The organism is Streptomyces celluloflavus (assembly GCA_000720995.1).
Classification (GTDB): domain Bacteria; phylum Actinomycetota; class Actinomycetes; order Streptomycetales; family Streptomycetaceae; genus Streptomyces; species Streptomyces celluloflavus.
Genome location: JOEL01000012.1, coordinates 308,039 through 333,268 on the forward strand (window position 1 = coordinate 308,039; position 25,230 = coordinate 333,268).

General features: G+C 67.7%; 24 protein-coding genes, 1 tRNA gene and 2 pseudogenes. 18 read left to right on the forward strand and 9 right to left on the reverse strand.

The annotated features are described in order from the left end of the window. Positions 1 to 127 precede the first annotated feature (127 nt). From IH09_RS13895 to IH09_RS13905, 3 genes are all read right to left on the reverse strand, one after another. Complete coding sequence (locus tag IH09_RS13895) at positions 128 to 775, reverse strand: HutD/Ves family protein (RefSeq protein WP_318279449.1); 648 nt, start codon at positions 773 to 775, stop codon at positions 128 to 130. 26 nt (positions 776 to 801) lie between these two features. After that, positions 802 to 1,764, reverse strand: coding sequence for a zinc-binding dehydrogenase (locus tag IH09_RS13900; protein ID WP_052856501.1), 963 nt, complete (start codon positions 1,762 to 1,764; stop codon positions 802 to 804). A gap of 187 nt (positions 1,765 to 1,951) precedes the next feature. Further along, entirely contained in the window at positions 1,952 to 3,205 is a 1,254-nt protein-coding gene (locus IH09_RS13905) for an NAD(P)-dependent malic enzyme (protein WP_052856502.1), read from the reverse strand. Positions 3,206 to 3,735: 530 nt separating this feature from the next. On the opposite strand from IH09_RS13905, the gene IH09_RS13910 reads away from it, so the two are divergent. The 3 genes from IH09_RS13910 to IH09_RS13920 all read left to right on the forward strand — a co-directional run bounded on the left by IH09_RS13910 (position 3,736) and on the right by IH09_RS13920 (position 6,515). Then, a complete protein-coding gene (locus tag IH09_RS13910; RefSeq protein ID WP_052856503.1) occupies positions 3,736 to 4,710 on the forward strand; it encodes an ABC transporter substrate-binding protein in 975 nt (324 codons plus the stop codon). A gap of 63 nt (positions 4,711 to 4,773) precedes the next feature. Beyond that, positions 4,774 to 5,715, forward strand: a complete 942-nt coding sequence (locus IH09_RS13915; protein ID WP_052856504.1) for an amino acid ABC transporter permease — start codon at positions 4,774 to 4,776, stop codon at positions 5,713 to 5,715. 47 nt (positions 5,716 to 5,762) lie between these two features. Next, on the forward strand, positions 5,763 to 6,515 hold the full coding sequence (locus IH09_RS13920) for an amino acid ABC transporter ATP-binding protein (protein ID WP_052856566.1): 753 nt from the start codon (positions 5,763 to 5,765) through the stop codon (positions 6,513 to 6,515). Between the two features lie 134 nt (positions 6,516 to 6,649). Here IH09_RS13920 and IH09_RS13925 read toward each other — a convergent pair. Next, positions 6,650 to 7,054 (reverse strand): annotated as a pseudogene (locus tag IH09_RS13925) (SAM-dependent methyltransferase); the annotation flags it as partial. A gap of 56 nt (positions 7,055 to 7,110) precedes the next feature. Between IH09_RS13925 and IH09_RS13930 the strand changes: the two are divergent. The 3 genes from IH09_RS13930 to IH09_RS13940 all read left to right on the forward strand — a co-directional run bounded on the left by IH09_RS13930 (position 7,111) and on the right by IH09_RS13940 (position 10,468). Beyond that, positions 7,111 to 8,691: a recombinase family protein gene (locus IH09_RS13930; RefSeq protein WP_052856567.1), complete on the forward strand. Its 1,581-nt coding sequence runs from the start codon at positions 7,111 to 7,113 to the stop codon at positions 8,689 to 8,691. Positions 8,692 to 9,850: 1,159 nt separating this feature from the next. Further along, a tRNA-Leu gene (locus IH09_RS13935) sits at positions 9,851 to 9,924 on the forward strand. 199 nt (positions 9,925 to 10,123) lie between these two features. After that, positions 10,124 to 10,468: an HNH endonuclease gene (locus tag IH09_RS13940; RefSeq protein ID WP_052856568.1), complete on the forward strand. Its 345-nt coding sequence runs from the start codon at positions 10,124 to 10,126 to the stop codon at positions 10,466 to 10,468. Positions 10,469 to 10,732: 264 nt separating this feature from the next. Here IH09_RS13940 and IH09_RS39005 read toward each other — a convergent pair whose 3' ends face one another. Next, entirely contained in the window at positions 10,733 to 11,329 is a 597-nt protein-coding gene (locus IH09_RS39005; RefSeq protein WP_190233280.1) for a hypothetical protein, read from the reverse strand. Positions 11,330 to 12,113: 784 nt separating this feature from the next. On the opposite strand from IH09_RS39005, the gene IH09_RS13945 reads away from it, so the two are divergent. The 4 genes from IH09_RS13945 (at position 12,114) to IH09_RS13960 (ending at position 15,424) form a co-directional block, all read left to right on the forward strand. Next, positions 12,114 to 12,572 (forward strand): phage terminase small subunit P27 family, encoded by a 459-nt coding sequence (locus IH09_RS13945; RefSeq protein WP_052856505.1) that lies wholly within the window; start codon positions 12,114 to 12,116, stop codon positions 12,570 to 12,572. 52 nt (positions 12,573 to 12,624) lie between these two features. Continuing rightward, positions 12,625 to 13,560: a major capsid protein gene (locus tag IH09_RS13950; protein WP_052856506.1), complete on the forward strand. Its 936-nt coding sequence runs from the start codon at positions 12,625 to 12,627 to the stop codon at positions 13,558 to 13,560. Between the two features lie 115 nt (positions 13,561 to 13,675). Continuing rightward, positions 13,676 to 14,917 carry a helix-turn-helix domain-containing protein gene (locus tag IH09_RS13955; protein ID WP_052856507.1) on the forward strand — a complete coding sequence of 414 codons (1,242 nt, stop codon included), beginning with the start codon at positions 13,676 to 13,678 and terminating at the stop codon, positions 14,915 to 14,917. A 282-nt stretch (positions 14,918 to 15,199) separates the two neighbouring features. Further along, positions 15,200 to 15,424: a hypothetical protein gene (locus IH09_RS13960; RefSeq protein WP_240150751.1), complete on the forward strand. Its 225-nt coding sequence runs from the start codon at positions 15,200 to 15,202 to the stop codon at positions 15,422 to 15,424. Between the two features lie 667 nt (positions 15,425 to 16,091). Here IH09_RS13960 and IH09_RS13965 read toward each other — a convergent pair. Further along, positions 16,092 to 16,466: pseudogene (locus IH09_RS13965) on the reverse strand (class I SAM-dependent methyltransferase); the annotation flags it as partial. A gap of 93 nt (positions 16,467 to 16,559) precedes the next feature. On the opposite strand from IH09_RS13965, the gene IH09_RS13970 reads away from it, so the two are divergent. Beyond that, the gene (locus IH09_RS13970; RefSeq protein WP_052856509.1) at positions 16,560 to 17,189 is read left to right on the forward strand and encodes a CGNR zinc finger domain-containing protein; all 630 of its coding nucleotides are present in this window, start codon (positions 16,560 to 16,562) and stop codon (positions 17,187 to 17,189) included. Here the strand turns inward: IH09_RS13970 and sodX are convergent. After that, complete coding sequence (gene sodX, locus IH09_RS13975) at positions 17,093 to 17,569, reverse strand: nickel-type superoxide dismutase maturation protease (protein ID WP_052856510.1); 477 nt, start codon at positions 17,567 to 17,569, stop codon at positions 17,093 to 17,095. The two genes, IH09_RS13970 and sodX, sit on opposite strands and share 97 nt — an antisense overlap. Positions 17,570 to 17,736: 167 nt before the next feature. Between sodX and sodN the strand changes: the two genes are divergently transcribed. Both sodN and IH09_RS13985 read left to right on the forward strand, forming a co-directional pair. Next, positions 17,737 to 18,132 (forward strand): superoxide dismutase, Ni, encoded by a 396-nt coding sequence (gene sodN / locus IH09_RS13980; protein ID WP_033298259.1) that lies wholly within the window; start codon positions 17,737 to 17,739, stop codon positions 18,130 to 18,132. 429 nt (positions 18,133 to 18,561) lie between these two features. Further along, on the forward strand, positions 18,562 to 19,101 hold the full coding sequence (locus IH09_RS13985) for an NUDIX hydrolase (RefSeq protein ID WP_052856511.1): 540 nt from the start codon (positions 18,562 to 18,564) through the stop codon (positions 19,099 to 19,101). Between the two features lie 4 nt (positions 19,102 to 19,105). Here the strand turns inward: IH09_RS13985 and IH09_RS13990 are convergent, their stop codons facing one another. Continuing rightward, on the reverse strand, positions 19,106 to 20,416 hold the full coding sequence (locus IH09_RS13990; RefSeq protein ID WP_052856512.1) for a helix-turn-helix domain-containing protein: 1,311 nt from the start codon (positions 20,414 to 20,416) through the stop codon (positions 19,106 to 19,108). A gap of 158 nt (positions 20,417 to 20,574) precedes the next feature. Between IH09_RS13990 and IH09_RS13995 the strand changes: the two genes are divergently transcribed. The 5 genes from IH09_RS13995 to IH09_RS14010 all read left to right on the forward strand — a co-directional run bounded on the left by IH09_RS13995 (position 20,575) and on the right by IH09_RS14010 (position 23,825). Continuing rightward, positions 20,575 to 21,018, forward strand: coding sequence for an ATP-binding protein (locus IH09_RS13995; RefSeq protein WP_240150752.1), 444 nt, complete (start codon positions 20,575 to 20,577; stop codon positions 21,016 to 21,018). Further along, positions 21,006 to 22,118 (forward strand): radical SAM protein, encoded by a 1,113-nt coding sequence (locus IH09_RS14000; RefSeq protein WP_052856514.1) that lies wholly within the window; start codon positions 21,006 to 21,008, stop codon positions 22,116 to 22,118. Before IH09_RS13995 ends, IH09_RS14000 begins: the two co-directional genes overlap by 13 nt. A 3-nt stretch (positions 22,119 to 22,121) precedes the next feature. Further along, positions 22,122 to 22,259: a hypothetical protein gene (locus IH09_RS39010; protein ID WP_172450535.1), complete on the forward strand. Its 138-nt coding sequence runs from the start codon at positions 22,122 to 22,124 to the stop codon at positions 22,257 to 22,259. Positions 22,260 to 22,336: 77 nt separating this feature from the next. Next, the gene (locus tag IH09_RS14005) at positions 22,337 to 23,146 is read left to right on the forward strand and encodes an aminoglycoside phosphotransferase (RefSeq protein ID WP_052856515.1); all 810 of its coding nucleotides are present in this window, start codon (positions 22,337 to 22,339) and stop codon (positions 23,144 to 23,146) included. A 181-nt stretch (positions 23,147 to 23,327) separates the two neighbouring features. Further along, on the forward strand, positions 23,328 to 23,825 hold the full coding sequence (locus IH09_RS14010) for an NUDIX domain-containing protein (protein ID WP_052856516.1): 498 nt from the start codon (positions 23,328 to 23,330) through the stop codon (positions 23,823 to 23,825). A 230-nt stretch (positions 23,826 to 24,055) separates the two neighbouring features. Here IH09_RS14010 and IH09_RS14015 read toward each other — a convergent pair whose 3' ends face one another. Further along, positions 24,056 to 25,015, reverse strand: a complete 960-nt coding sequence (locus IH09_RS14015) for a LysR family transcriptional regulator (protein ID WP_052856517.1) — start codon at positions 25,013 to 25,015, stop codon at positions 24,056 to 24,058. Between the last annotated feature and the right edge of the window lie 215 nt (positions 25,016 to 25,230).

Genomic DNA, 25,230 nt, shown 5'->3' on the forward strand with positions numbered 1-25,230 from the left:
GCTGCGGAGCGTGACGAATATCGGAGAATATCCCTGCTCAGAGGCGGTCTGGAGCTGTGGATAAGGGCCCTGGTGAAGTGTGCCGGAACACCGGACCCCGACCATTAATGGATACAGTCGTACCCCTTCACACCGACAGCGTGACCACGGCCGCGACCCCGTCCGTCCCCAGCTCGGCCGCCGCCGCCCGCGCCCCCGCCAGCCACACCGCGTCGAACCGCTCCAGCGTCACCACCGGCTCCCCCGGCGCACTCAGCCGCGTACGGCCCTCCAGCGCCATCACGAGCACGCCGTGCCCTGCGGACCGGCCACTATCCGTCCCGGACCCGGTCCCGGACTCGCTCCCGGGCCCCGCCGCCACCCGCCGGCTCCCGCGCACCATCTCCACCGTCGCCCGCGCCCGCCCCTCCCGGAGCATCACATTCAGGTTGACGACCGGACCGTGGAGCAGCCGGCCGGCGGTGGCCGCGCCGCCGGGGAAGGCGCACGGCCGGTAGCGGTCCGCGCGCAGCCGGGAGGCGCCCGCCACCGTCAGTTCCGTACCGGCGCCGGCCACCACGGTGAGGATGCGCCGGACGCCGGGCAGCGGCGAGTACGGTCCGTCCGCCGTCACCTCGGCAAGGCTCACCCGCCAGTCGAAGGCGTCCCAGCCGGCGCCCGGCGGGTGGACCGCCACCTCCCGGGTCACCCCACCGCCGTTGCGCCAGGCCACGGCGGTGCGCCCGGCCGCCCGCAGGATGCGCGACGGGCCCAACTCGTCCCCGGCTCCGCTCACTTGCCGCCCCCGTCCTCACACATCCCTCAGACCGTGAGGACGACCTTGCCGAACAGATCGCCCTCCGCCATCTTCGCGAAGCCCTCGCGCGCCCGGTCCAGCGGCAGCGTCGAGTCGATCACCGGCCGGACGCCCTTGGCGGCGCAGAAGCTGAGCAGCGACGCCAGCTCCTCCTTGCTGCCCATCGTCGAGCCGACGATCCGCAGCTCCAGGAAGAAGATCCGGTTGAGCTCGGTGCGCTCGGGGTGGAAGCCGCTGGTGGCGCCGGAGATGACGAGGGTGCCGCCGGGGCGCAGCGACCGGACGGAGTGCGACCAGGTGGCGGCGCCGACCGTTTCGAGCACCGCGTCCACCCGGTGCGGCAGCCGCTCCCCGGTGCCGAACGCCGCCTCGGCGCCCAGCTCTTCGGCCCGGCGGCGCTTGGACTCGTCCCGGCTGGTGGCGAAGACCCGCAGCCCGGCGGCGGCGCCCAGCACGATGGCGGCGGTGGCCACCCCGCCGCCCGCGCCCTGCACCAGGACGCTCTCCCCGGGCCGTACGCCCGCGTTGGTGAAGAGCATCCGGTACGCGGTCAGCCAGGCCGTGGGCAGGCAGGCGGCCTCCTCGAAGGTCAGCTCCTTGGGTTTGGGCAGGACGTTCCAGGAGGGCACGGTGACCTGTTCGGCGAAGCTGCCCTGGTAGCGCTCGGTGAGGATGGAGGGCTTCTCACCGGGGCCGACGCCGTGACCGGTCTGCCCGATGACGGAGTGCAGGACGACGTCGTTGCCGTCCGCGTCGGTCCCGGCGGCGTCGCAGCCGAGGATCATCGGCAGCGATTCCTCCGCGAGCCCCACCCCGCGCAGCGACCACAGGTCGTGGTGGTTGAGTGAGGCGGCCTTGACGTTGACGGTCGTCCAGCCGGGGCGTACCTCGGGAGCCGGCCGCTCCCCCAGTTCGAGCCCGTTGAGCGGCTGGTCACGGTCGATGCGGGCGGCGTAGGCAGCAAACATGAGCCCAACGTAGGCCGCGGGTGCGCGCGACGGTAGCGCGCGGGCGTGTGACACGCACCGCGCCCCCGCGCCCACCGGTGGAACCGGCGCGTCCCGGCGCCCGGCGGGACCGGTGCCGGGCAGCGGAAAGGGCCCCGCCCGGGGTGTTCAACGCTCCCCGGGCGGGGCCCTTCCGGTCAGCCGGCGGTCAGCGGCGGGCCACCCCGTCGGCGCGCGCCGCGGCGGCCACGGCGGCGGTGACGGCCGGGGCGACGCGCTCGTCGAACGGCGAGGGGATGACCCGGTCGGCGGCGAGCTCGTCGGCGACGACCGCGGCCAGCGCCTCGGCGGCGGCGAGCTTCATGCCCTCGGTGATCCGCGAGGCGCGCACCTGGAGCGCACCGGCGAAGATGCCGGGGAAGGCCAGCACGTTGTTGATCTGGTTCGGGTAGTCGCTGCGCCCGGTGGCGACCACGGCCGCGTACTTGTGCGCGACGTCCGGGTGGATCTCCGGGGTCGGGTTGGCCATGGCGAAGATCAGCGAGTTCTTCGCCATCGACGCCACCGCCGCCTCCGCCACCGTGCCGCCGGAGACCCCGATGAAGACATCGGCACCGGCCATGGCGGCCTCCAGCGAACCGGTCAGCCCGGCCTTGTTGGTGAAGCCGGCCACCTCGCGCTTGATGTCCGTGAGGTCGTCGCGGTCCGCCGAGACGACGCCCTTGCGGTCGCAGACCGCCACATCGCCGATGCCCGCCTCGATGAGGATCCGGGCGATGGCGACACCGGCCGCCCCGGCGCCCGAGATGACGGCGCGCAGCGCGCCGAGCGGCCGCTCGGTGAGCCGGGCGGCGTTGCGCAGCGCGGCGAGGGTGACGACGGCGGTGCCGTGCTGGTCGTCGTGGAAGACCGGGATGTCCAGCCGCTCCTGGAGCCGCCGCTCGATCTCGAAGCAGCGGGGGGCGGAGATGTCCTCCAGGTTGATCCCGCCGAAGGAGGGGGCGAGCCGGACGACGGTCTCCACGATCTCGTCGGCGTCGGTGGTGGCGAGCGCGATGGGCACCGCGTCCACCCCGCCGAACTGCTTGAAGAGGATGGCCTTGCCCTCCATCACGGGGAGGGATGCCTCCGGGCCGATGTCGCCCAGGCCGAGCACCGCGGTGCCGTCCGTGACGACGGCGACGACCTGGGACTTCCAGGTGTAGTCGTGGACCAGCTCGGGCTGCTCGGCGATGGCGCTGCACACCTTGGCCACGCCCGGTGTGTACGCGAGGGACAGGTCGTCCGCGTCGCGGACCGGGACGGTCGCCCGGATGGCCATCTTGCCGCCGCGATGCAGCGCGAAGGCCGGATCGAAGGGCGCGTCGGGGCCGCTGTCCGGGCCCGCGCCCGACTCGGCGCCCGCGTCCGCGGCCGCGCCGGTGGTGCTGTCGCTGCGAGGATTGACGATCTCCGCTGCCACTTGTTCAACCCCTTTATTCGTAAATCAGTTGAGGGTGTGACCACTCCCTGGTCAAGGGGTGGGCGGGCACCGCGTCCGCGCCCGGCGCGGCGGTTGGCCACCGCGCGGGGGAGGTACGGACGCCGGGCGCGCCGCACACGCGCCCTGAGCCCCGGATGAGGGGTGTAACGGTCCTTTCTACCCGACGGGCGCGGGCCCCGACGAGTCGGATTCGCGACCCCACGGATCATGGTTTCGACAATAGCGGCGAACTGCACATAAGCGCAGAAGAGTCACCCCTGCTGTCCGGATGACGAGACGGCCGCGCTCCACCAGGGACTTCGCGCGCTCCCCCGCCGCCGGGTCCTCCTTGGCACACAAGGCCCGCGCGCCGCTCGAACATTCCCGTTATCCGATTTTGACCTCTTCGGCAGTCCGCATTCCGGTGTCCGGATGGCAGGATTCCCAAAATCAACCGGGGGCTCGACAGTCGAATCCGGGTGCCCCGGTCGCTGCCCGTCAGCTACTCCCTCATCAGCAGGAGGAACAGCATGACCGCACGCACCAGCCGTCGCCCGGCCGTCGGCAGGTCTCGTTCAGCCGTGGCCGCCGCGACCGCGGTCGCGGCCTCGTTGCTGCTGCTCAGCGGCTGCGGGGACCAGACCGACGCGGCGATAGCCAAGCGCGAGGCGCAGAAGAACCGGAACACCGGCGCGCCGCTCTTCAAGATGCTCCCCAAGGACATCCAGGAGAAGGGCCTGATACAGGTCGGCTCGGACATCACGTACAAGCCGGTGGAGTTCCGTACCAACGGCGCGGTCGAGGGCATCGACCCGGATCTGGCGGCCGCGCTCGGCAAGGAGCTGGGCGTCAAGCTCAACTTCAACAACGCCACCTTCGACACCCTCATGGGCGGTCTCAAGTCCAAGCGCTACGACCTGGCGATGTCGGCGATGACCGACACCAAGGAGCGCCAGCAGGGTATCGACGGCAGCACCGGCAAGAAGATCGGTGAGGGCGTCGACTTCATCGACTACCTCAACGTCGGTGTCTCGCTCTACACGCAGAAGGGCAAGACCCAGGGGATCGACGGCTGGGAGGCGATGTGCGGGAAGAAGATCGCGGTACAGCGCGGCACCGTCTCGCACGACCTGGCCAAGGACAAGTCGAAGGCGTGCGAGTCCGGCGGTGAGGCGGCCATCTCCATCGAGGCGTTCGACAACGACTCGGAGGCCCAGACCCGGCTGCGCACCGGCGGCGTGGACGCCGTCTCCAGCGACTATCCGGTCGCCGCGTACGCGGTGAAGATCTCCGGCAAGGGCAACGACTTCCAGGTGGTCGGCGGCGCACCGCTCAAGGCGGCGCCGTACGGCATCGCGGTCCCCAAGGACAAGCCGCAGCTGCGCGACGCCCTCAAGGCCGCCCTGGAGAACGCCATCAAGAACGGCTCCTACGCCGACGCCCTCAAGAAGTGGGACGTCAAGGACGCCGCGGTCAAGGACGTGCAGATCAACGGCGGTTCCTGAACCGCACCCGCCGTCCCCCGTTCCCTTCGCGCCACTCCCGCCGAACGCTGAAAGGCAACACCCGTGTCAGTTGACGTCGACAAGCCGGCCCAGCCGCCGGCGGACGCCCCGCCGTCCCCACCCGAGCCCATCAGGGCGATACCCGTCCGGCACTACGGGCGCTGGATCGCGGCGCTGGCCGTCCTCGCGGTGCTCTTCCTGCTCGTCCGCGCCTTCGCCGCCGGGAACGTCAACTGGGGCGCCATCCCGGAGTACTTGTTCAACGCGGACATCCTCAAGGGCCTGCGCAACACCCTGCTGATCACCCTGCTGTCGATGGTCATCGGCATCGTCCTCGGCGTGATCCTGGCCGTGATGCGCCAGTCCAAGAACCCGGTGACCTCGACCGTCGCATGGTTCTACGTCTGGTTCTTCCGCGGTACGCCGGTCTACGTCCAGCTCTTCCTCTGGTTCAACCTCGGCCTGGTCTTCCAGTACATCGACATCATGCCGATCTACAAGGACGAGTGGTCGGACTTCATGACCCCGTTCCTGTGCGCGCTGCTGGGCCTGGGGCTCAACGAGGCCGCGTACATGGCGGAGATCTGCCGGGCCGGTCTGAACGCCGTCGACGAGGGCCAGACCGAGGCGGCGCACGCGCTGGGCATGAGCCACGGCAAGACACTGCGCCGGATCATCGTGCCGCAGGCCATGCGGGTGATCGTGCCGCCGACCGGCAACGAGGTCATCAACATGCTCAAGACCTCCTCGCTGGTGATCGCCGTGCAGTACTACGACCTGCTGCAGGCCGCGCAGAACGTCGGACGCGACTCCGGTGTCGTGGTGGAGATGCTGATCCTCGCCGCCGCCTGGTACCTGATCGCCACCACCGTCCTGAGCATCGGCCAGTACTACCTGGAGCGCTACTACGCCCGCGGCTCCAGCCGCCAGCTGCCGCCCACCCCGTTCCAGCGCCTCAAGGCGAAGCTGTCCGGCGGCCCGAACCGCGCCGGAGGTGCCGCATGACCGCCAGCAAGACCACCAGCACGACGGCCGGGAAGAAGGCCGTCCCGATGGTCCGGGCCGAGGGCGTCCACAAGTCCTTCGGCTCGGCCCACATCCTCAAGGGCATCGACCTCGAAGTGGCGCCCAAGGAGGTCTTCTGCCTGATCGGCCCGTCCGGGTCCGGCAAGTCGACGTTCCTGCGCTGCATCAACCACCTGGAGAAGGTCAACGCGGGCCGGCTGTCGGTCGACGGCGAACTGGTCGGCTACCGCGAGCGGGACGGCAAGCTCTACGAACTGCGCGACCGCGAGGTGGCCGCCCGCCGCCGCGACATCGGCATGGTCTTCCAGCGCTTCAACCTCTTCCCGCACATGACCGCGGTGGAGAACATCATGGAGGCGCCGATCCAGGTCAAGGGCGAGTCGAAGGCCGCCGCCCGGGAACGCGCCACCAAGCTGCTGGACCGCGTCGGACTGGCCGACAAGGCCGCCAACTACCCCTCCCAGCTCTCCGGCGGCCAGCAGCAGCGCGTGGCCATCGCCCGCGCGCTCGCCATGGAGCCGAAGCTGATGCTCTTCGACGAGCCGACCTCGGCCCTCGACCCGGAGCTGGTCGGCGACGTCCTGGACGTCATGAAGGACCTGGCGGCGGACGGTATGACGATGATCGTCGTGACCCATGAGATGGGGTTCGCCCGCGAGGTCGGCGATTCGCTGGTCTTCATGGACGACGGCGTGGTCGTCGAATCCGGCCACCCGCGCGAGGTGCTCGGCAACCCGCAGCACGAGCGCACCAAGTCGTTCCTGTCCAAGGTGCTCTGAACGCCGCGCCCGCTTCCCCCGTGCCCGACCGGAAAGGCGGTACGCGGCCCGCGCGGGGCCCCGTACCGCCTTCGTCCGTACCCGGCGGCGTCAGCCGGCCGCGCCGTCTCCCGTCGCCGTCGCGCCGGCTCGGCTCACTTCAGTGCCAGCACCAGCGCGTCCGACGGCGAGCTCCACACCGTCCGCGCCTCGCCGAAACCGGCGTCGCGCAGCGCCTGGGCGTGCCACGCGGCGGAGGGGGTGTCGCCGTCCGCGTGCTCACCGTAGATCTCGAAGCGCTCGGCGGTCGGCCCGGCCAACCGCGGGTCGGCGGCGGCCAGCTGCCACCAGCCGGCCCAGTCGACCGCGCCGGCCTCCTTGGCGCGGTCCATCCGCCGGTGCCGGAACTCCCGCTCCGCGGCGTTGATCCGCGGGGTGGCCTCGTCCGGCATGTGGTCGGCGTTCATGAAGACCCCGCCGCCCCGCACCAGCGCGCCGAGCTGTCCGTACAGCGTCCGCAGATCGTCGCTGTAGAGCCAGTGCAGCGCGGTGGCGGTCAGGAACTCCCCTAAAACGCACATGTGTGCGGAAGTGGAGTTCACGCAAGATGGACCACATGATCACGAGTGAGTACGACGGGTGCGGAAAGTGCCTGGTGGGGGTGCGTCGCCTCTCTCGCAAGTCGGATTCGACCAACAGCCCTGAGAAGCAGTTGAACCAGGTACTCAGCGCGGTTGAGGCGGTAGGCGGGCACGTCATCGCGTGGGCAGACGACTGGGAGGTCTCGGGCGCCACGGACCCGGTGACGCGCCCGAAGCTGGGCCCGTGGCTGCGGGACGAGATGGGGCCGTACGACGGTATCGCCGGCTCTGCCGTGGACCGGATCGGCCGCAATCAGCGCGACGTGCTGAACACGGCGTACCTGGTCCATGAGTCCGGCCGCCTGCTCATCACCCACGGACACGACGGGCCGTGGAACCTGGACGACCCCGCCGACGAGATGCGGCTGTCCATGGAATCCTTCGGCGCTCAGATGGAGCTGCGCGCGATCCAGAAGCGCAACCGCGACGAGACGAAGCGGGCGCGCGCCGCGGGGCAGCCGAAGCAAAAGAACCGCTACGGGTACCGGTTCGTTCGGCTCATCCCCACCGGCAACGTGGATCACGTGGAGCTGGACCCCGTGGCGTCTCTCATTCTCCGGGACGTGGCGGAACGCATCCTCGCCGACGAGACCGGCACGATAACCGTGCACACCGAGGCTGCACGCCTCAACCGCGCGGGCGTGCTGTCGCCCTCCGATCACCGAGCCGTGATGTACGGGCGCAAGCCCAAAGGGACGCTGTGGAACGCCAAGGCCCTGAAGCGGATGCTGGTCAGCGAGGCATCGTTGGGTTACCTGATGCACGACGAGCGACCCGTCATCGGTCCGGACGGTCACGCCGTTCGGATCGCTGATCCGCTGTGGGACCGCGCCACCCGCGATGCGCTGATCCGGAAGACAGCCCCGAAGCAGACGACAAAGCGTGCCCCCAAGGGCGTTCGCCTGCTCTCCGGGCTCGCGTTCTGCGGCGCTTGCGGGCAACGGCTCTACATGGTGGCCCGCACAGGCCAGAACCCGTCCTACGGCTGCACAGCGCGCACACGCGGTGTCCCGTCGTCAGCCAAGTGCAAGCCTGCTCCGACCATGTCCGTCCCCCTGCTGGACAAAGAGGTGACGGATTGGTTCCTCGCCGAGTACGGGAGCCACCAGGTCGTGCGAAAGGAATTCGACCCGGGAACGGGGTACGCCGCTCGAATCGCCGAGATCGAAGCGGACCGTACGCGCCTGCGCGGAGACCGTCAGGCGGGGTTGTACGAGTCCGAGGCGGATACGGAGTGGTACCGGACCGAGTACGCCCGGATGACGCGGGAAATCGAGGAGTTGGAGCAACTCCCCGAACGTCCGGCGGGTATGCGATGGGTGCCGCTCGGCCGGACCATCGAGGACGACTGGAATGCAGCCCCCGATGACGCAGCCCGCAGGGAGACTCTGACCGAATTCGACGTACGGGTAACTCTCCACCCCCGGGGCGCCAAGCACCGCGTCCGTAGGACCGGGATCCATCCGGAGCAGCGTGCGGCGGACCATAGGGCAGTGCAAGAACGCGCGGAGCTTTCCGCGTTGGCAGCCCTGGAGGACGACGAAGAAGCCGCATAGCCGTCCCTAAAAGCCGACCAAAGCCCCGGTGAGGGAGATCCTCACCGGGGCTCTCCCGTGCCCGCAGGCAGGCCTACGGGCCGTTCTGCGTCCGCTCACCGACTCTGCCCCGGGCCGGGGTTGCCCTACAGCGGAGCGAGGAGTGTTGGAGTGACGGTTTACACCACTTTTTTAGAACACGTAGAAAAAATAAGAGAGAAGAGAAACCGGGCCACTGTTCAGCACAACGCCACTGGACGCCGCCAGGCGACCCTTGCTCTCCCCAACAAGTAGAGGGGGAAAACAGCCCTGAGGCCGAGACCGTGAACACCGTCGCCGAGCTACTCCCCGAGCGGGTGCCTGCCCTCGTGTGAGCCTCGAACCGCCCCGGTTGGTCCCGCGACCTGCCGAGGCTTCGCACGTCCGCAGCGAGGCGACCAGCGGGCGGATGCATGACGGTATGACAGTTAGAAGGTTTCTTTTGATTACACATAAAAAATAAGAGAGAAAACCAAACCGGCATCCAAACCGTCATCCCGTCATGGGGCGGCCGGGAATCTGGTGGTCCCCACAGCAGAGTGAGGGACCGTACGGAGTCGCCGAGCCTGCCGCCGAACTGGTGCCCGCCACGTAACACCCGTGACAGCCCCGGTAGGTCCCCGTGACCGCCGGGGCTGCCCCATGTCCGCAGACGGCTGCACGGCGGGGCTACAGCGGCCGGACCATGACGGAATGACGGTTCTACCTACTTTTTCGAATGCACATAGAAAACTTAAGGGAAAACCAAACCGGCATCCGAACCGTCATTCCGTCATGCTTCCCACTCCGACCCCGGTGCCGGGAATTCTTTGCTCCTTATCCCACAGTGAGGGAGCAACCGCAACACCGGACGGTCCACCGAGGCACCGGGAATTCGTTGCTCCTTACTACACAGTGAGAGCGGGTTACCGCGCACCCCACCAGCCCGAAACCGGCGGACTGAGTGCCCGACTCTCGGAATGACGTTGCCCGTGCACCACGCGCCCTCGCGTTACTCGGGGGTGGCCGCTGGGGTCGTGTGGCAGCGCGCGGGGACTGCACTGCCCATGAGTAACCGCCCCACTTGGGGCGCCGCTTCGGGGGTGGGTGGTGCAGTCCCCACGATGCCCGGACCGGCCCTGGTCGGCGAGGGCAGCCATCAGCCCGTCTAGCCCAATGGCAAGAGGCACAGCGCTTAGACCGCTGGTGTTCCCGGTTCGAGTCCGGGGGCGGGCACGCAACGGCGAAGCGCAATCTGATCCGCGTGACGGGCTTCTAGGAAGTTGTCATCTTCGCTGGGTTGCGACTGATGACGAACGCCAGGACGACGAGCAACCACATGCCCTTGGGCACGCTGCCCATGGATACAGGCATGTTGCTTATCCGGACGCTCGACCTCGGAGACCAGGCCGACAACAACAAGAGGGGGCACATCATGCGCTGTATCGACTGTCCGGATCCCGCAACGCACCGGGGACGCTGCAAGAGCCACTACGACGCGTTCGAGGGTCGGGCCGGTGTCCGTACCCGGCGTGTACGGGGCCGGCGCCGTGCGAGGCGGTATGACGCTGCGGAACGGCTTTGTCAGCGGCTTCGGGCATGGGGGCACGGGTGGTGTGACTGGTGCCTAAAGGACTTCTCCGTTGCCCTGCTGGAGGTGGATCACGTGCGCCCGCTGTCCTTCGGTGGCGAGGACATAGACAGCAATGTTCAGGTGTTGTGCCGGGGGTGCCATCGGTTGAAGACGGGGACGGAGTTCGGGGCCGCTCGCACGGCATGAGGTGCGACGCTGAACGGCCCCGAAAACACCCAGTCAACGGCTCTGCTGGTTTCGTTGGTTGCGCTCTTTGCGGCGCTCGGCACGGTCACGCTGTCGTGCTTCAAGGAGTGCGCGGCGGTCACGGCTGTTCTGGGGCCAGGTGATGCGCCAGAACACGAGCCCGCCTGAGACGACTACTACGGACAGTACCGCCCACCACGGGGCGTTCTCCGGCAGCTTGAACACGACTGTTGACCTTCCGACCTTGCAGGGTCGGCGGGCTGTCTACGCAGCTAGTACGACGCTCCCCAGCGTGCTGCGGTGATGCCCGCCCCGGTTGATGTACACGGGGAAGGCAGGGTTTGGCCCTCGGGGAGCGATCTGTGGTGTGGTCTCAATGGGGGCGGGCTTCCACACTCGTAGGTCATCCGCCGTAATACATCCCAACAACCGTGAGAGCAACAAGAGGAGAACACTTACAAGGAACCCCAGCAGGCAGGCCACAAGCTCGGCAAGGGCAGCGAGGAATGCCCGTGCTGCCCTGCGGCGCTCGGCCAAAGTGTTCGCTACCTTGAGCGAGCCAGCAGCTTTGCGGTACCGCTTGCGGGCCGACTCCGCCGCCTGTACCGCACGATGCGTGCGTCCCTGGCGTTGTAGCAGGTTCTGAAACGGAGCGGGCCTGCGCACCTTGAACACGCCATGGTGACCGGCAAGCAGGATTTGGGCGTGGTGCGCCGCTTCTGTCTTCCCCTCACCCGTCCGCGAGATGACAGCCAAGGACAAAGCCTTGCCCCATAGCTCGGCGTCAAAGGCATTGGCGACTAGCTCCGCTAAAGCTGCCTCCTGGTCCGGATCCACTTCGTCTCGCTCGCTGTCGTCCATCGCTCGCCCCCTTGGTCTGGCGGATCCGACGATCGTAGCGGCAGCTGCTGACACTGCGGGGGTTACTGCTGCACCCACCACATCCCTACGACTTCGCCGGCTGATGTGACCAGGGCGAAGAGCCATCGAGGAACGCGCTTGAGAGCCAAGTGCAGCCCTTCACAACGAACTTCAAGGGCGGGAACCGAAACCTTCTCGCTCGCATAGTCCCCCTGTCTGGAGGTACCCCCATGCCGCGTAAACCCCGCCCCCTTGCAGCATCCCCGGGTGCCCCGAGCTGACGCGGGCCGGCGGGCGCTGCGCCGCACATGAGCGTGAGGCGAACAGTCAGCGTGCGTCGCGTGGTGGTGCTGTTTACACGACTCGATGGCAGCGCATCCGACGTGCGTACCTGTATGCGAATCCGTGGTGTGTGTTGTGTGGTCGCGCTGCGAATGTTGCGGATCATTTCCCTTTGAGTCGGCGAGAGTTGATGGCAAAGGGTGATTCGAATCCTGATGCTGCGAAGCATCTTCGGCCTTTGTGTGTCAATTGCCATAACGGTGAGACGGCGAGGAATCAGCGCGGCGGGTTCGCTGCTGAGAATATTTCTCGTCGTGAATCTGGTGAGCGTCCGCCTTTCTGAGCAGGCGGGTACCCCCTCCCCCTCAGCTCGCTGAGCGGGAGGGAGGTGACTTTCTCGCACCGGGGCTGAAGCAGAGTTTGGAACCCTTCATCCAGGCTCGATGTCCAGATAGGAGAATGCATGGCGGACAGATACAGGCCCAAACCCGCAATTCAGCGAATGCGCGAGGGCAACCCATCGAAGACCACAATCCGGGAAGGGGTGATCGTCCCGCGCGCGATCCTCGCCGAGCCGGATTGGTCCGAGGTATTCAAGTCCTCGCCCGATCCCGCCGTTGAAGCGGCGAACCTCCGTTGCCGGGAAGTCGCGTCGGCAGAGTGGCGGCGCGTCGTCCCTGTTCTGGAAGTGTCCGCCGGTATCGGCGAGGTGGACTACGCCACGGTCAAAGACCTGTGCGTGTGCGTCGCCCGCATCGACCAGGCCGAGCGGGACCTATCCGAGCGCGGGCTCATGGTGACCGCCGAGCGCGGGACCGTGAAGAACGGCGCCGCCACGATCGCGGCGCAGTACCGGACACAACTCGCCCGCTATGTCCGCGAACTCGGACTTTCCCCGAGCGCCCGCACCGCAATTACCGCGCCGGACTCCGATGATGACGACTCGGATATCTGGGACTGACTCAATTCCATAACACTCGCAAACAACTCATTCCTTACCGGGAGAATTGACTATGGCTCTTACCCTTGCTGAATCAGCGAAGCTCTCTCTCGATCAGTTGCAGCGTGGCGTGATCGAAACGTTCGTTCAGGAGTCCCCCATCCTGGACCGGCTGCCCCTCATCCAGGTGACTGGCAACGCATACAAGTACAACGAGGAGTCCACCCTTCCCGGGGTGTCCTTCCGGGCCGTGAACGAGGCTTACCCGGAGAGCACCGGAACGCTGAACCAGAGGATCGAAACTCTCGCCATCCTCGGCGGGGACGCCGACTTGGATAAGTTCATCGTTCAGACACGAGGTGATCTGAACGACCAGCGGGCTATTCAGACTGCGCTCAAGGTCAAGGCGGCGTCGATTCACTTCGCTGACCAGTTCTTCAACGGTGACGTGGAAGTCAACCCAAAGGGCTTCGATGGCCTGCGTAAGCGACTGCTCGGAACTCAGGTTCTGGACGCGAAGGAGACGGGGCCGGTCGCCAACGGCTACGACTTTTTTGACACCTTGGACGCGCTGACGGCTCAGGTGCGAGGCATCAACGGATCCAATGGAGCGCTCTACATGAACGCTGCCCTCCGGGCGAAGATCGAGTCCGGATTCCGCCGGCTCGGCGGCGGTGAGCTGTTGAGGGAGGTCATTGCGGGGAAGAGCGCTGTGACTTGGAAGGGGGTGCCTCTCCTGGACGCCGGGCAGAAGCTCGACGGGTCCGACGTGCTTCCCCTCACCGCAGGAACCGGAGGGAAGCAGACTGGCGACATCTACGCGGTGCGCTTCGGAGCAACCGAGGCTGACGCCGGAGTCTCTGGACTGACCAACGGCGGAGTCCAGGTAACCGACCTGGGCGAGGCTCATGACAAGCCCGTCTACCGAACTCGCATCGACTTCTACTGCGGTCTGGCCCTGTTCGGCGGCAAGGCAGCCGCTCGCCTGACGAACGTTCTCATCGCATAGCCAAACTCCCAGCCCCCGTGCTCGTTGCCCCAGTTGGCAGCGTGCACGGGGGTTTTCGCGTATCCCGGGTCGCGTTGGCGGGCATACGCTGGATGGGGAGAGGAACGGTGATCGTATGTCCACTGGCCTGGCCGACAACGTGAGGAAGTACCGGCGGACGGCCGGTCTGAGTCAGGAGGGTCTTGCCGAAGCGGCGGACCTGTCCCTGAGCACGGTCCGCAAGGCGGAACAGGGCGGGCACGTCAGCATGGAAACGCTTCACACCCTCGCTCGCGCACTGGGTGTCAGCACATCCACGCTGTTCGCCACGGACGCGCCAAAATCCGTGCTGGGCAAGCGGGATGAGGCGAATCGACGCTACCTGGCGGAGCTGCGACGTGCCCTGATGCCCGCTGTAGGACTCTCGGCACCCCTCTCGGATCCTGGCGAGGCCGGCGAGCTGTCGGAGCTCCGTAGGGGCGTACAGGAGGGGCATGCGCTCTACTGGGCAGACCAGTATGGAGCGGTTGCGAAGCGGCTTCCCGGGTTGCTCCGTAGCTCTGAGGCCGCCGTTTCCGCGCTTGAGGGCGAAGAGCAGGAGCACGCGATGATTGCGCGCTGTCATGCGCTCCTGCTGACGGGCAAATACCTGACTCAGGTCCGGCAGTACGACATGGCCTACTTCGCCCTGGTGGAGGCCATCCGCCTTGCTCGCGAGGCTCACCAAGCCCAGTTGGCATCAACGGGAGTTGTGGGCTTGTGCTGGCTCTTGCTGAGGCAGGACCGCTTCGACGAAGCGGAGCAGCTTGCAGCCCAGACGGCACGGGAGATCGAACCGCGCATGTCTGAGGCCACCCCCGCGCATCTCGCGGTGTGGGGTGAACTGTGGCTCAGGGTCGCGTCGGCGGCAGTACGGAACAACCGCCCGGAGGTAGCGCGAGAGGCCCGCAGGATGGCAGCGGCGGCCGCCAGCGCGCTGAACACGGAAGACGAAAGCTTCCCCCACCACTGGGGCGGCTTTGGCCCTGTCACAGCGGAGCTGAAGGCCGTTGAGGACCTGTCCCTGGTGGGGGACACTCGGAGCGTCCTACGACGCACCGATGACGGAATTCTGAGTGACAAGTCAGTGCGCAACTTCGGCAGGCCCACCGCGCCGAACTGGGGGCGTCACCGGCTGGACGTTGCTCACGCTCACGTCACGCTCGGGTCCCACCAAGACGCCATGGACGAACTCATGCAACTCCGCCGTACATCCGGGGAGTGGCTCACGCATCAGCCCATGGCGCGGTACGTGATGGCCGACATTCTCAAGACGCGCAAGCGGACGTTGACAGAAGACATGCGCAGCATGGCTGCTCATCTCGGAGTCGCCGGGTAGGTACTCCGCAGCGTGACACTTCGGTGACCAGCCCCTCCGAACTACCGCTTTCTGAACGTGGATCGGGCCTGTCGCTGCTCCTACGGTCGCTGTATGAATCCAGCGGACCGAGGGGCCGAGGTGACGCACAGAACCGAGGGTGACCGGAAGCGGCGGCGAGACCTTGCCGACGCAGCGTCGGGCGTGCCGCCCCGGTTGCTCCCTTGGGCCAGGGACGGCAAAGCGTGCTATCTGAGCACGGACAGTGGGTCGCACAGCTTTCTGTCCTGCCTCGCTGACGACATGGAAGACGTTCAGCTTGAGATGGCCGCGTACGTTCAGGGGGCGGCGGACAAGGTACTTGTGGACCCCATGTCGCCGCACGCCGAGGTCAGGTACGCGGCGATTCGCCTGTCCGAGTGCCTGCGTGACGTTCGCAGGGTCGCGGAGAGCCGGGGCGCACGCATCCCCGTGCCGGAGGACGAGGGCGCCGAGGGTGATTCTCCGCACGGCACCGAGGCGCACTGATGATCACGAAAGCTGACGTCGGGCGGAAGGTCCGGGACAGCGTAGGGCGCGTCGGCATCCTGCGTGACGTGATCCCGGACTTCGAAGACCCGTCAGACATGCCCGGGGAACGCCGTAAACGCCCTACAGCGTTCCTGCAGCCTGAGGGTGGGGGAACGGAGTGGCTCGTCCCGCCCAACACCGTGAGACGGGCGTAGAAAAACTCCGGCGTGTCTGCTGTCTCTGTGGCGGACCGCCGGACAGTCCCCCGGCCGGTCAAGCCTTGAGTAGGGACAGGTCGTGTCCCGTCTGAGCTGACGTGCTCAGGCTCTCGCCCCGGTCCGCCCCTTCGCTGGGGTGCTGCCCTGGGCAGTGAGGGCACCGCTTCGGACCCAGGGAAGCCGAAGCACCCCACCTTCGCCGCGCTGATCACCCCACGAGACTCCGCCCCTGCCTGGATGAGAAGCCTTTACTCCATCCCCCACGGACCGAGGTAACCCCAGGCAGGGGCGGGCCCCACCCCGTCCGGTCCCGGGCCCATGCTCGGAGAGGGGGAGCGCCCGATAGGCACCCGTATAGGCAGCAAAACGCCCCGTTCGGCCAAGTGCCGGGCGGGGCTTCTGTGATTCCGGGACGTTCGAGGGTTCGTCGTACTGGATCAGCACGGAACCAGTAAGGTGTGTGTTTAGAGGGAGTTCCCGGTCAGCACCGCGTCGTAGGAATCGTGCGGCAGCGCCTCCGTCCACCGCGGGTCCTTGAGGTCCGCCCGGACGAACCGGACCCGGTCCTCGCCCTCGAAGTACCCTTCGGCGATGGCCAGCAGCGCGGGATCCAGGTCCACCCCCACGCTCTCGGCCTTCGGGAACCGCTTGAGCAGCCGGTCGGAGATGGTGCCCGTACCGCAGGCCAGATCCAGCACCCGGGGCTCGGTACCGACCAGCGCCTCGACCATGTCGAGCATCACCCCGAACCGCTCCTCGCGGTCGGGGAGGTACCACTCCTGCTGCCGGTCCCAGCTGTGCTGCCACGACTGCCAGTCGGTACCGGTGACATGCTCGGTCATCGCGTCCCCTTCAGTCCGTAATACCCTCTAAGTGATAACACCCATTACGCACGCTCGGTACGCACCTTAGACCGCCCCCCGTAAGGACTACAAGTGGAACTGGCCTATTACTCGGACTATGCCGTGCGGCTGGTCAACACCGAGCAGCCCGAGCGCGGCGGCGACACCCTCACCTCCGTCGAGGCGGTACGCGAACTCTTCGGCGCCGCCCAGCAGGCCGCCCGGCGCGCGACGGAGAGCGACGTCACCCGGCTGCGCGCGGTCCGCACCCGGCTGCGCGCCGTGTTCGAGGCGGCCGACGCCGGTGACGAGGTGCTCGCCGTCGACCTGCTGAACGCGCTGATGATGGAGTTCCCGGTCAGCCCGCAGATCTCCGGCCACGAGATCCGGGACGACGACGGCCGCCCCGACTGGCATCTGCACATCGCCGACCACGCGGCCAACGCCACCGCCGGCTACACCGCCACCGCCTGCATGGGCCTGGCCTTCCACCTCACCGAACTGGGCGTCGACCGGCTGGGCATCTGCGAGGCGCGCCCCTGCCGCAATGTCTACCTCGACACCTCGACCAACCGCTCCCGGCGCTACTGCTCCGACCGCTGCGCGACCCGCGCCAACGTCGCCGCCTACCGCGCCCGCAAACGCCTGGCGAGCGAGCGGTCCGCCCGCACCGGCCGGACCGCCGACAGCACCCAGGAGAGCGCCGCGCGCGGCGACCGCTGAACCCCGTGCGGCGGCCGCACCCGGACCCAGGCACGCGCGATGACCAGCTCGTCCGGCACCGTCCCGAACTCCCGGCTGTCGTTCTCGACGTACGGGTTGTCGCCCTGCACCCACCAGCCGCCGTCGCGCCGCTCCACGGCCCGCTTGACGATCAGCAGGTCCTGCCGGAACGGATGCCGCAGCACGACCACGTCACCGGGCCGCACCGCCGCGCCGTACTGCACCACCAGCTGGTCACCCGGCCGGAGCGTCGGCACCATCGACGGGTTGTAGACCTCCGCCAGCCCGAACGCCCGGAGCAGCCCGCGACGTCCCCCGTCCTCCTCCGGGTCGTCACCCCGCTCGCGCTCCGGCCCGCGCTCGTGCACCCGCTCCGGCATCCCGTACCTCCCCGTCCCACGCCGGTCCGACCCGCTCACCGGTCCATCCTCCCTCAGTCCCAGCCCGGCACCGGACTTTTGCCCTAAGCCTCCGGGCCACCCGAGAAAACCCTTCCCGCACCGAGTAATCTCGCACCTGAGAAGACGATCACGAGGAAGGATGGAACATGCTCTCCCGCCTGTTCGCCCCCAAGGTCAAGGTAAGCGCCCACTGCGACCTGCCCTGCGGCGTGTACGACCCGGCCCAGGCCCGCATCGAGGCCGAGTCCGTCAAGGCCGTCCAGGAGAAGTACCAGGCCAACGAGGACGCGGACTTCCGCACCCGGGCCGTCCTGATCAAGGAGCAGCGCGCCGAGCTCGCCAAGCACCACGTCTCGGTGCTGTGGAGCGACTACTTCAAGCCCCCGCACTTCGAGAAGTACCCCGAGCTCCACCAGCTGGTCAACGACACCCTCAAGGCACTCAGCGCCGCCAAGGGCTCCAACGACCCGGCGACGGGCCAGAAGGCCCTCGACCTGATCGCCCAGATCGACAAGATCTTCTGGGAGACCAAGAAGGCTTGATCTCTGGTTAGGCCGTCTGACCTGCGGTTTCGCTGGTCATGTCGCCTACCTGTCCGCACCCGGTCCGCAGGACGTCGAGCACGGCGTTCATGACGGACCGGGTGCGGTTTTTTCATTGCGCCGCGCCGAGGCCGGCAGCCACTCGCCGACCGCCGTTCTGACCGCGGCCGCCGAAGGACGTGCACTCGGCACCGCCGAACACCCTGCTCAAGCACTGATCTGGCGGCTCGATGACGCGTCCGGCCGACGAGTCGCGGCAGCAACAACAGGCAGCACAACGGCTACCGGGCCGAGCACACCAGCAGTCATGCCTGTCGACTCCAGAGTTCCGCCCTCTCGGCGGCGTGGGCGATGATGCTCCGACCAGGCGGACGGATTCTCGTCAGAGTGACATGCTGAATACTTCACTGAAACCAGGGAGTTGGGCTCATGCAGTGGACCGTCCATGGCGAGCGGCAGATCTATAGCAACCCATGGGTGAACCTCTGGCTCGTGGACGTCCAGCAGCCTGACGGCCGACGGTGGGAACACCATGTGGTCCGGATGCGGCACCTCGCCGTGGCGACCGTGGTCGACGATCAGAAGCGCGTGCTGATGATGTGGCGGCACCGGTTCATCACCGACACCTGGGGCTGGGAACTTCCGATGGGCCTCATCGAGGCCGACGAGACGCCTGAGCAGGCTGCCGCCCGCGAGGTCGAGGAAGAGACCGGCTGGCGGGTGGAAGGGGTCAAACCGCTGGTCTACGCACAGCCCGCGAACGGCATCACCGACTCCGAGCACTTCGTTTTCCGCGCGGAGCCCGCCTCGTATGCGGGCCCACCGACCGAGTTGAACGAGTCCGACCGGATCGAGTGGATCCCGATCTCGGAGATCCGGGGCATGATCGACCGTCGCGAGGTCGTCAGCAGTGGCAGCCTGGTCGGCCTGCTGTATCTGCTGCTGGACGAGGCGACCGGCAGCTCGTAGGGGATCAGCCGAGGGTGTCACGCATGCGTTGCTCGAAGGCAAGGACGGGGGCCTCGCGGGCGTACGGCACCATGCGGCGGTGAAGTTCCCGGACGTGGCCGCTCACACGCGGTGAGTCGATGGCTGCGGTGAGGTCGAGGGCGAGGCCGGCGCTGGTGCATGCCTCGTCGAGTTTGCCCAACTGGAGCTGGGCGCTGGCCAGCCAGTAAGCGTGAAAGGCGCGGCCTCGCCGCTGGTCGGCATTTTCCCGGCGCAGACCCTCGGTGATGAGGGGTTCGGCGCGGGCTAGGTCGCCAAGGCGCGCGTAGGCGATGCCGGTGTCGACGAGGAGCTTGGTCTCGTCGAAGTAATGGACCCAGGAGGGTGCTTCGGCTTCGTTTCCGCCTGAGCGTTCGTACTGGTCACGGGAGCGGCCCACGGATTGGTGGCAAGCCTGGGCGTCTCGGAGGGTGGCGTGGGCGAACGCTTCGCGCAGGTGCAGCATCGACATGACGAGCGGCTGTTCACCTGCGGCGCGGGCCGCGTCCTGGGCGCGGCAAGCAAGGGTGACGGCGTCGTTCGGGTTGCCGTCATAAGTGGCCAGCAGGCTCATGCAGGACAGTACGTTGGCCATGAAGAGGCGGTCGCCGTGCGCGTGGGCGAGCTTGAGCGCCTGGGTGAAGTAGGTGCGAGCGGTGCTGTACTGGCGGGCGTCGAAGTAGGCCCAGCCGGAGAGCCGGGCCAGCTCGGCCGCGATCCCTTGAAGGTCGTGCCGTAAGCCACCCTCGGCGGAGTCGAGGAGGCGGCCCGCATAGCGCAGATGCCCCACGACCGCCGGTCGCAGGGTCGCGCCGCCGTGTGCGTTGTCGCGCCGCCAGTAGTCCTGGACCGAGGAACGCAGAGCCGTGAGGGTGGAATGGGTGGCACGGCCATCGACCAAGGCGAGCAGGTCGTCCAATTCCTCTGCCGGCTCGGTGTACTGAGGTTCGTCCGGTACAGCAGCAAGGGGCTCGGGCTGCCTCTCCTCGGCGCGGGCCGGGGCAGGGATCTCCCATGGGCGGTGGGCCAGGCCGAGCAATGCACCGGGGATGCGCAGGCCGTCGGCGACGCGTTCGATCACGTCGATGTGCGCCAAGCAGCGCCGTCCCGCCATGATCTCGCCGACTCGGCTCGGCGTCATGCCGCACAGTGCGGCGATCCGCGACGGGTAGATCCCGGCCTTGCTTTTGACCAGCCGGAAGATACGGGCGAAGTTCCGACCGCGACAGGCTTCCTGCCATTCCGCACTGGCCAGAAGTTCGGCCGGCAGAGCCCGGTGAGCCTGTGAGCGCGCCACTCATCCCCCTCACTCGCCCGTCCGGGCGGACTGGTGTGGGACCGATCGCCCAAGAGGTTACCCACGTTGGGTAACCACCGTGGCCTGATTCTGTGATCGCCACAGCGGTGCACTTGTATCCCACAGCCCGCCCGCTGCGAGGGGACGCGATGCACGCGATGACGACGCACGACCGACAGACCACCCCGTTGCGGTGGCGGATGCAGTTCAGCCCGGTACGCAAGTGCGTTCCCCTGGCCCGCAGCCTCGCCTCCAAGACACTCGCGAGCTGGGGATATGGCCAGGAGGACATCGACCGGGTGGTCCTCGTCTGCGGAGAGCTCGCCGCCAATGCCGTCGCGCACGGCGGCGGACGCGGGCACCTCTTCGAAGTTCGGCTGACTGTTGACGGCCCGCGCTGCCTGGTCGAGGTCTCCGATGCCAGTCGCACCCCGCCCTGCCCCATCGAAGCCGGAGAGGACGACGAAGGCGGCCGGGGCCTGCTTCTCGTCGATTCGCTCTCCGAGGAGACCGGCCACCACGTTCGCCACCCGGTCGGGAAGACCGTCTGGGCCCGCCTGATCCTCGGCAGTCCGAGTGAGGAGTCCGTATGCACGAGCTGATCGCTGCCCCGTACCTCGACCATCACCTCCTCGTACGGCCGGGCAGTCCGAAGGCGGCACGCCTTCCTGTCCACCGGTACGAGGAACTGCACACCGCGCCGGACACCTCAGCAGCCCCCGCATGGCTGGCCGACGTGGCTCACCGGGCTTGGGAAATCGATCTGAGCGGCCGACGTCTCGGTGAGACTGTCCTGGTCCGCGCCCGCTCTCCCTATGGCTACGGGCGCGCCTCGTACGAGCTGAACCTCGGCTGCAACTACGACTGCGAGCACTGCTACCTCGGCCTGAAGCAATTCGCCGGCCTGGGCTGGCCGGAGCGTGAGCACTTGCTTCACGCCATCCGGGACTCCGGGGTGCTCTGGCTCCAGCTCACGGGCGGTGAGCCGATGATCGACAAGCTGTTCCCCGAGACGTACCGACTGGCGTACGAGCTGGGCATGATGGTCGAGATCCTCACCAATGGCTCGCGTCTTGCCGCGCCGAGGAGCCTCACCCTGCTGACACGCCTGAGGCCGAACCGGATCACACTCAGCCTGTACGGGGCCACTGCGGAGTCCTATGACGGGCTGACCCGGCGTCGGGGCGCGTACCGCATGTTCGTCAGAGGACTGGACGCAGCCCACGAGGCCGGGCTGCCCCTCGACCTGGCTTTGATCATCACGCGGCACAACGCCCATGAAGCCGACCTGATGCGCGCCTTCGCCGATCGCTACGGGCTGCCGTACCACGAGTACACCCACATGTCGCCGACCATCTACGGCGGCGCAGAAACCCTCGCCGCTCAGGCCCCGGACCACCTGGCCGACCGCGAGCCCTTCCAAGGCTGCAACGCCGGCCACACCTTCTTCCACGTCGATCCACACGGAATGGCTTCCATCTGCAAGGTCGGCCGCGACGATGCGATCCCCCTCATGACCACGGGAGTCGAGGGCCTGAGCCGCCTCGGCGGCATCGCCGACTCCCTGATGCTTCGCACCGGTGGCTGCACCGGCTGTCAGCTCTCCGTCACCTGCCGGGTATGCCGACCGCTGGCCAAGGTCTACCAGGAGGCGAAGGCACCACTGGACAGGTACTGCCGACACGCGACCACAAGGAGCTGAACCATGACCGCAGTAGCAGTCGAGATCGTCCCCATCCGCCCGCAGTCCGAGCCCGATGAGGAGATCATCCTCATCGAAGACGTGGACGCCTTCGCTGCGGCCTCCACGCCCGGCTGCGGAGACGACAACCCGTACAACTGATTGCTGAGACAGGGGCTTCCGGCAGCACTTCGTGTTGGGAGCCCCTGTTGGCACGTAGACCTGGAAACCTGACGACCATGCCCGCCACCCCCATCACCTTCGACGGACTCCCGTCCGGCGCCCGCAGCGCCATCCAGGCCGAGACCGGCCCAATCCTCAAGATCGAAAATGTCAGTACCGGTCTCAACAGCTCCCTCTCCGCACTCGCACACACCACCGGCGGAGTCGTCTTCCTCAAGGGGCTGCGCGCCGACCACCGTTGGGCCTGGACGCAGCAGCGCGAGGCAGACATCAACTCTTACGTGACCCCGCTGGCCCCTCGTCTGCTTTTCCACGTCATCGCCGACGGCTGGGACGTCCTCGGCTTTGAGGCCATCGACGGCCACCACGCCGACTACTCCCCAGGCTCACCCGACTTGCCCAAGGTCACCGACGCCCTCCGAGAGCTTGCCTTGCTCCCCTGCCCTGACATCGAACTTCGGCACGCCGAGCAACGTCTGGCCCACTACGTCGCCGACTCTGCGGACGCGGAAGCTTTCGCAGGGGACGCGCTGCTCCACACGGACTGGAACAACCACAACGTTCTCATCACCCACGACCGCGCTCACCTCGTCGACTGGGGCTGGGCAACCCGCGGAGCCGCCTGGCTCGATCCGGCCCACTGGGTCATCTGGCTTATCGCGGCGGGCCACACGCCATCTGACGCGGAGGAGTCGGTCGCACTTCTTCCCGCCTGGGCATCGGCACCACCCCGAGCAGTGGACGCCTTCGCCCACGCCAGCGCGAACCTCTGGAAAGAGATCGCGGGCGCCGCCCCGGACGACTGGACAAGGAACTTGCTTGACGCCGCACAGCGCTGGCAACAGCACCGAATCGATCGCCCCTGACGGACGCAGCTTGCGGATGGACCGGCCGTGGCGCAGCCTCCCCCGCGTGGTTCCCGTGCTCCTGATCACAGACAGGTCGCGGCGAACCTGTCCGAACTGCTCTCTTCCGCGGAACTGTTGTGGCGGCGACGCCGCACCCGCGGAGCCCTCGTTCAACAACCAGTCCGGCGAAGGGACCCCCATGCCCCAGCAGAGCGACGACCATCCGAAGGCCCTCAAGCCGGCGCTCGAATCGATGACCCTGCTGGTCGCCGCCGTCATCGTCCACGACAGGACCAGCAACCGCGTCGTCCTCCTCCAACGCGGCCAGAACGCCAAATTCGCCCCGGGCATGTGGGACCTCCCCGTCGGCAAGAGTGAACCGGGCGAGCCCATCACGGAAACGGCCGTACGCGAGCTTTACGAGGAGACCGGCCTGACCGTAAAGCGGGGGTCTCTGAAGGTCGCGCACATCATCCACGGCGCCTGGGGCGTGGAGGCCCCCAACGGATTCCTCACCGTCGTCTTCGCCGCCCACGAATGGACCGGCGAACCCGAAAATCGCGAGCCGCACAAGCACGCCCGGGTCTGCTGGGTTGATGCCGACGCCATTCCCGGGGACTTCGTGGACACCACCTCAAGCGCGCTCCACCAATACCTTGCGGGAGGCCCCGAGGTCTCCCTCGACGGCTGGCGATAGAGATATCCACTGCCCGCAGCGGCTGAAGGGGCTGTTGCTCGATCTCCTCGTTCACTTCTGTTCGACCGCGTCCACCGCCCTTTTGGCAGAAGTGCACGAAATCACCGTTGAATTGCCGGAAGGGGTTCCGCAGCGCCCCACCAACCGCCCCCGGTCCACCGGCCCCCACCCCGAGTCCGCGCCAGACCGGGTGCGGTCGTGTGTCCAGGGCGGGGCGCCCCAACCCCATCTCAGGTAGCCACCGGCAGCGGCCCCTCATGCCGCATCAGCCAGGCTCGGTAGACGGTGCTCGCCCAGGCGATCTCGTGGTAGGAGGAGGCCAGGTCCGCGAAGAGGGCTTCGGCGGGGGCGGCCAGGGGGGCGTCTGGGCGGCAGGCCATGAAGAGGCGGACGGCCAGGGGGTCGCCGTGGAGGGGGCGGATGGTCATGCCGTGGCGGGGGCGGGAGGTGGGCTGGCAGGGGGTGACGACCTCGCCGGCGGCGACCAGGTCCGCGGCGGTGAGGTAATCGCCGTGCACCACCCGGGGGTTGACGCCCGCCGCGGTCCAGATGCGGCGCAGGCCGGCCCATTCGCCGTCCACCGTCGGGTCGACCATCCACTGGTCGTCGGCGAGGTCCGCCAGTTTGACGACCGGCCGGGCGGCCGCCGGATGGGTGATGGGCAGGGCGATGAACTGGGGCTCGCGGGCGATGAGTTCGTGTATGGCGAGGCCCTCGGGGACCCGTAGCGGCGCGCCCTCGACCTCGTGCACGAAGGCGACGTCGAGCTGGCCCACGGCGACCATCTGGAGCAGCGCGTTGGCGGAGACGTCGATCCTTATCGTCGGGTCCGTCCCCGGCAGCCGGGCCCGCAGCCGGCGCAGCCAGCCGGCCACCGCGCGGCTGCTGGTGCTGCCGATGTGCAGCCGGGTGTCCCGGTCACGCACGGTCGCCGCGGCGATCTCGTCGATCAGCGCCCGCATTTCGGCCAGTATCGGGCGGGCCCGGCAGAGTACGGAGTGGCCCAGCGGCGTCGGCCTGCTGCCGGTCGTTTCTCGGAAGAACAGCTGGCCACCGAGGGCTTTCTCGATGCGGTGGAGCTGGGTCGACAAGGAGGGCTGGGTCATCCCCAGCTGTCGGGCCGCTTTGCGTACGCTGCCGGAGTCGGCGATGGCACACAGTGCGCGAAGGTGCCTCACTTCGAGCTCCACGCCGGGAGCATAACGACGTTCGCGCCTGTCACACCAGACTCTCAAACCTGCTCGAACACTCCTTTTTTGTCCGGGGTATTGCCTGGTGCTATCGCCACCTGACATCTCCGTCCCCCAGGTGAACTCCGTCCAGACTCGGCGGCACCAAGAAATCCGCAGGGCCCCGGCCGCCGCCCCACACGGCGACCGTACGGCCCTCGGAAATTAAGGAGCCC